Here is a 3,313-nt window from a genome sequence, read left to right as displayed (position 1 = left end):
AAGACCTCGAAGCATTCTTATCAATATCTGCCCATAGGTTCAGCTGAACACCTCCTATGTTGGTTTTTATAGAATGCTTCGCCCGGTACCAGCGTTTGCCGTCAAAGCGCTTTTGCGCTCTAGCTCCGGCCGCTAACGCTTCTCTGCACATCCGCCTGACATCTTGGGGTTCTGGTCGATAGAGGCCCTCGCGAAGTGCCCAATCCGCCACTTCGTCAAGTGATACCGGATCAGGATTGACCTCATCTAGGTATCTATCCAAAGCATCAGCCATCAGTTCATTTTTGGTCGCCATTGTCGCCTCACAAAGATGCTTCCGCAACGTGCCCCCAACCGTCAGAGACGGCAGTCTCTAGTAAATGGCTTCGTATCTTAGGAAGATATTTGCGGAGCCAACGATAGTCATTTTTCAAGTACTGAATCTGCCCAACGACGATGGCTGGGTGAACCTCCATCAACGCGGAAAAACCGATCATGTCTCTTTCGGAAATGAAGGGAGATTTACGCGCATAAAACGCCTTCAATTTTTCCCTCGGGAAACAAAAACTCAGAGCAGCTGCGTTCGCGTCCTGTTCCTCTTTCTCGATATCATTGCCATCCGACATGGCATTGGTTTCATCGAAATTGTCGAGGATACTTTTCTTTTTCCCGTGGCCCCTAAGGACGTGTTCGATCTCGTGTCGAACAACAAACCAGAAATTGTCGAACCGATCGTGGAATGTAGAAATGCCTATAACCGGGCTTTCGTCATCGAGCCACGTGCAAACGCCATCAATCTTTTCTTTTTGGCCGCTTGGTAGTGTCTCCACAACGACGAAACGCACCCCGCATTCATGCAGAATCGCAGGAAGGTAGCGAGCATCCTCAGGGTCTATAACAAGCGAGCGCAAACGCGGGAGCGCGGCCCTTAAGGCGCTTTCAGCATACCTTGGGACATCTATTGTCCTAGCGATCTGCCTAACTCGATAGAGCCAAGCGATCTGTTCTGCTGGTTCATCGTCGTAGGCAGGACGCTTAGCTGCCCCAGCAAAGCTGAGTTTAGGAACATCAGCAAGGGCGCCTACCTCGAAGAACCGCGTCACCTGCAATTCTAAAAGTGTCTGGTCGGTCTCTGCAAACCAACCGCGACGAATCATTTCCCGTATCGGAAAGGCCGACTGCAACTGAGCACGGGCTTTGATTGCCGGATCTGGTTCACGTGCCAAACGGAGTTCGTAGGCGTTTTGAAGATTCGCCCAAACGTCTGCCGAAGTGCCGAATGCCTGACCAAGCGCCTTAGCCATTTCGGCTGTGACGCCCTGCTTGCCAGTGATGATCTTGTTGACGGTCTGTTCCGTGTAGCCAAGGATGTACGCAAGGTCGCGCTGAGACCAGTTCCGAGCCTCTAGTTCCTCCTTGATATATACACCCGGAGGTTCAGCGAAATTGTCGAACACAGCGTCCATTTCTCCCTCCTTTTTAGTGATAGTCTTCAATTGTGAGAATCACGATCTCAGGCGGCTTACAGTCATCATTCAATTCGAAAACCAGCCTCCATTGGACATTCAGGCGGATGGAACACTGGCCCTCCCGTTTGCCCTGTAATTTCTCGAAATGGAGACTGTTCAACGCACGAATATCTCGTTCGCTGGTGGCCTCTTTGAGAAAGTTGAGCTTCCGGCGAGCGGCAGAGATGACAGCAACGGGCAAGCCGAGCTTGTGCGCCATATTGGTCTCGACCAGTTCCGTCTGTTTTCCAGCGTGCCGTACCTTCATGAGATGGATCACTACCATCGCGTCTAATATACGTCAATGTGGCCTGAAAGCCAAGCTTTAAACTGACCAAAATGCTTGACTGCGACCACATGACTCGCTATATGGCCTACATGAACAAGCTTGATGCCAAGGCTCGCTCTCAAATCCTACACCTCCTTTGCCAAGGTCAGTCGATCCGCGGTATCACGCGCCTGACCGGCGTCAGCAAAAACACTGTGGCCAAGCTTCTCTCTGATGCTGGCGCGATATGCGCCGACTATCAGGACCAGGCGCTTCGCAATCTGACCTGCAAGCGCATCCAGGTCGATGAAATCTGGTCGTTCACCTACGCCAAGCAGAAGAACGTCAAGATGGCCTTGGCCGCCCCGGAAGGCGCTGGCGACACGTGGACGTGGACGGCCATCGATGCAGAAACCAAGCTTGTCATGTCGTGGCTCGTCGGCGGTCGCCACAGCGGCAACGCGCTGGCCTTCATGGACGATCTCAAGTCGCGTCTCTTGAACCGCGTGCAGCTCAGCTCAGACGGCCACAAAGCTTATCTTGAAGCCATTGAAGGCGCGTTTGGCGGCGGCATCGATTATGGCATGGTCGTGAAGATTTACGGGCCTGATCCCTTTGCAGAGAAGCGCTACAGTTCGGCTCAGTGCATCGGTGCGCGGCGCGACGTGACCGAAGGCGATTCGGTGAAGGAACACATCAGCACGTCCTATGCCGAGCGCCAGAACCTGACCATGCGGATGCACATGCGCCGCTTTACGCGTCTGACCAACGGCTTCTCGAGAAAGGTAGGGCAGCACGCCAACGCCGTGGCCCTGCACTTCATGTACTACAACTTCGTCCGTATTCATCAGGAGCTGCGCGTGACACCGGCAATGGCCGCTGGCGTGACCAGCAAGCTTTGGGAGGTTTCCGACATCGTTGCGCTTATCTAGGCGAAGGAAGCTGAGAAGCCCATGGTGCGCGGGTCATACAAAAAGCATGCCGGTCAGATTTCAAACGGACCCACTGCCGTCAGTTCCTGTCCGAAGGCTTGGAGCGCATCCTGGCGACCGTCTCGCGCTCGGCGCGCTTGGAGCGCAGCGGCGGCAGGCCGCGGTCGATCAGGTCCATGTCCTCCAGCACCATGTCGCCCATGCGCTTGAAGGCGATGTCGAGCGCGCCGGCGCGGTGGGCGGAGCGCAGGAAGCCGGGGATCGCGCGCACGGGATGGTCGCCGGCCAGCGGCTCCTCGGGGAAAACATCGCTGGCGGCGAGGATGTGACCGCTCTTCACCGCCGCCATCAAGGCGGGGAAATCGACGACGCCGGCGCGGCTGAGCAGGATGAAGGCGGCGCCCTTGCGCATCGAGGCGAAGGCCTCGGCGCCGAGAAAACCCTGGTTCTCCGAGGTGACCGAGGCGACGACGAAGACGAAGTCGCTGGACGACAGCACCTCGTCGAGCGAGGCCGGCTCGACGCCATTGTCGACCAGGATCGACGGCGGCAGCCAGGGATCGAATACTTTCGTGCGGGTGCGAAAGCCGGTCAGCAGCCGGTTCAGCGCGCGGCCGAGATCGCCG

At 56.1% G+C, this 3,313-nt stretch carries 5 protein-coding genes; 1 reads left to right on the top strand and 4 read right to left on the bottom strand.

What is annotated here, in order from left to right; translation table 11 throughout:
- From J0I79_RS34490 to J0I79_RS34480, 3 genes are all read right to left on the bottom strand, one after another.
- Positions 1 to 295: hypothetical protein (locus J0I79_RS34490; protein ID WP_292870484.1), on the bottom strand; the 295-nt coding region annotated here is incomplete at its 3' end.
- A 7-nt stretch (positions 296 to 302) separates the two neighbouring features.
- Complete coding sequence (locus J0I79_RS34485) at positions 303 to 1,445, bottom strand: HigA family addiction module antitoxin (RefSeq protein WP_292870481.1); 1,143 nt, start codon at positions 1,443 to 1,445, stop codon at positions 303 to 305.
- A gap of 13 nt (positions 1,446 to 1,458) precedes the next feature.
- Positions 1,459 to 1,707: a type II toxin-antitoxin system RelE/ParE family toxin gene (locus tag J0I79_RS34480; RefSeq protein ID WP_292870478.1), complete on the bottom strand. Its 249-nt coding sequence runs from the start codon at positions 1,705 to 1,707 to the stop codon at positions 1,459 to 1,461.
- Positions 1,708 to 1,865: 158 nt separating this feature from the next.
- Here J0I79_RS34480 and J0I79_RS34475 point away from each other — a divergent pair, with 158 nt between their 5' ends.
- Positions 1,866 to 2,687, top strand: a complete 822-nt coding sequence (locus J0I79_RS34475; protein WP_292870487.1) for an IS1 family transposase — start codon at positions 1,866 to 1,868, stop codon at positions 2,685 to 2,687.
- 79 nt (positions 2,688 to 2,766) lie between these two features.
- Here J0I79_RS34475 and J0I79_RS34470 read toward each other — a convergent pair.
- Positions 2,767 to 3,313, bottom strand: a 547-nt coding sequence (locus tag J0I79_RS34470) for an NAD(P)-dependent oxidoreductase (protein ID WP_292870475.1), incomplete at its 5' end; no start/stop codon positions are given.

The organism is Mesorhizobium sp. (assembly GCF_017306585.1).
Classification (GTDB): domain Bacteria; phylum Pseudomonadota; class Alphaproteobacteria; order Rhizobiales; family Rhizobiaceae; genus Mesorhizobium.
The sequence above is the reverse complement of the archived record's forward strand: the minus strand, read 5'-3'. Positions and strand labels throughout refer to the sequence as shown.

What these genes read in the sequence shown, in the direction of transcription:
- J0I79_RS34485 (WP_292870481.1), bottom strand. Translation starts at nt 1,445, where the DNA reads ATGGACGCTGTGTTCGACAATTTCGCTGAACCTCCGGGTGTATATATC.
- J0I79_RS34480 (WP_292870478.1), bottom strand. Translation starts at nt 1,707, where the DNA reads ATGGCGCACAAGCTCGGCTTGCCCGTTGCTGTCATCTCTGCCGCTCGC.
- J0I79_RS34475 (WP_292870487.1), top strand. Translation starts at nt 1,866, where the DNA reads ATGAACAAGCTTGATGCCAAGGCTCGCTCTCAAATCCTACACCTCCTT.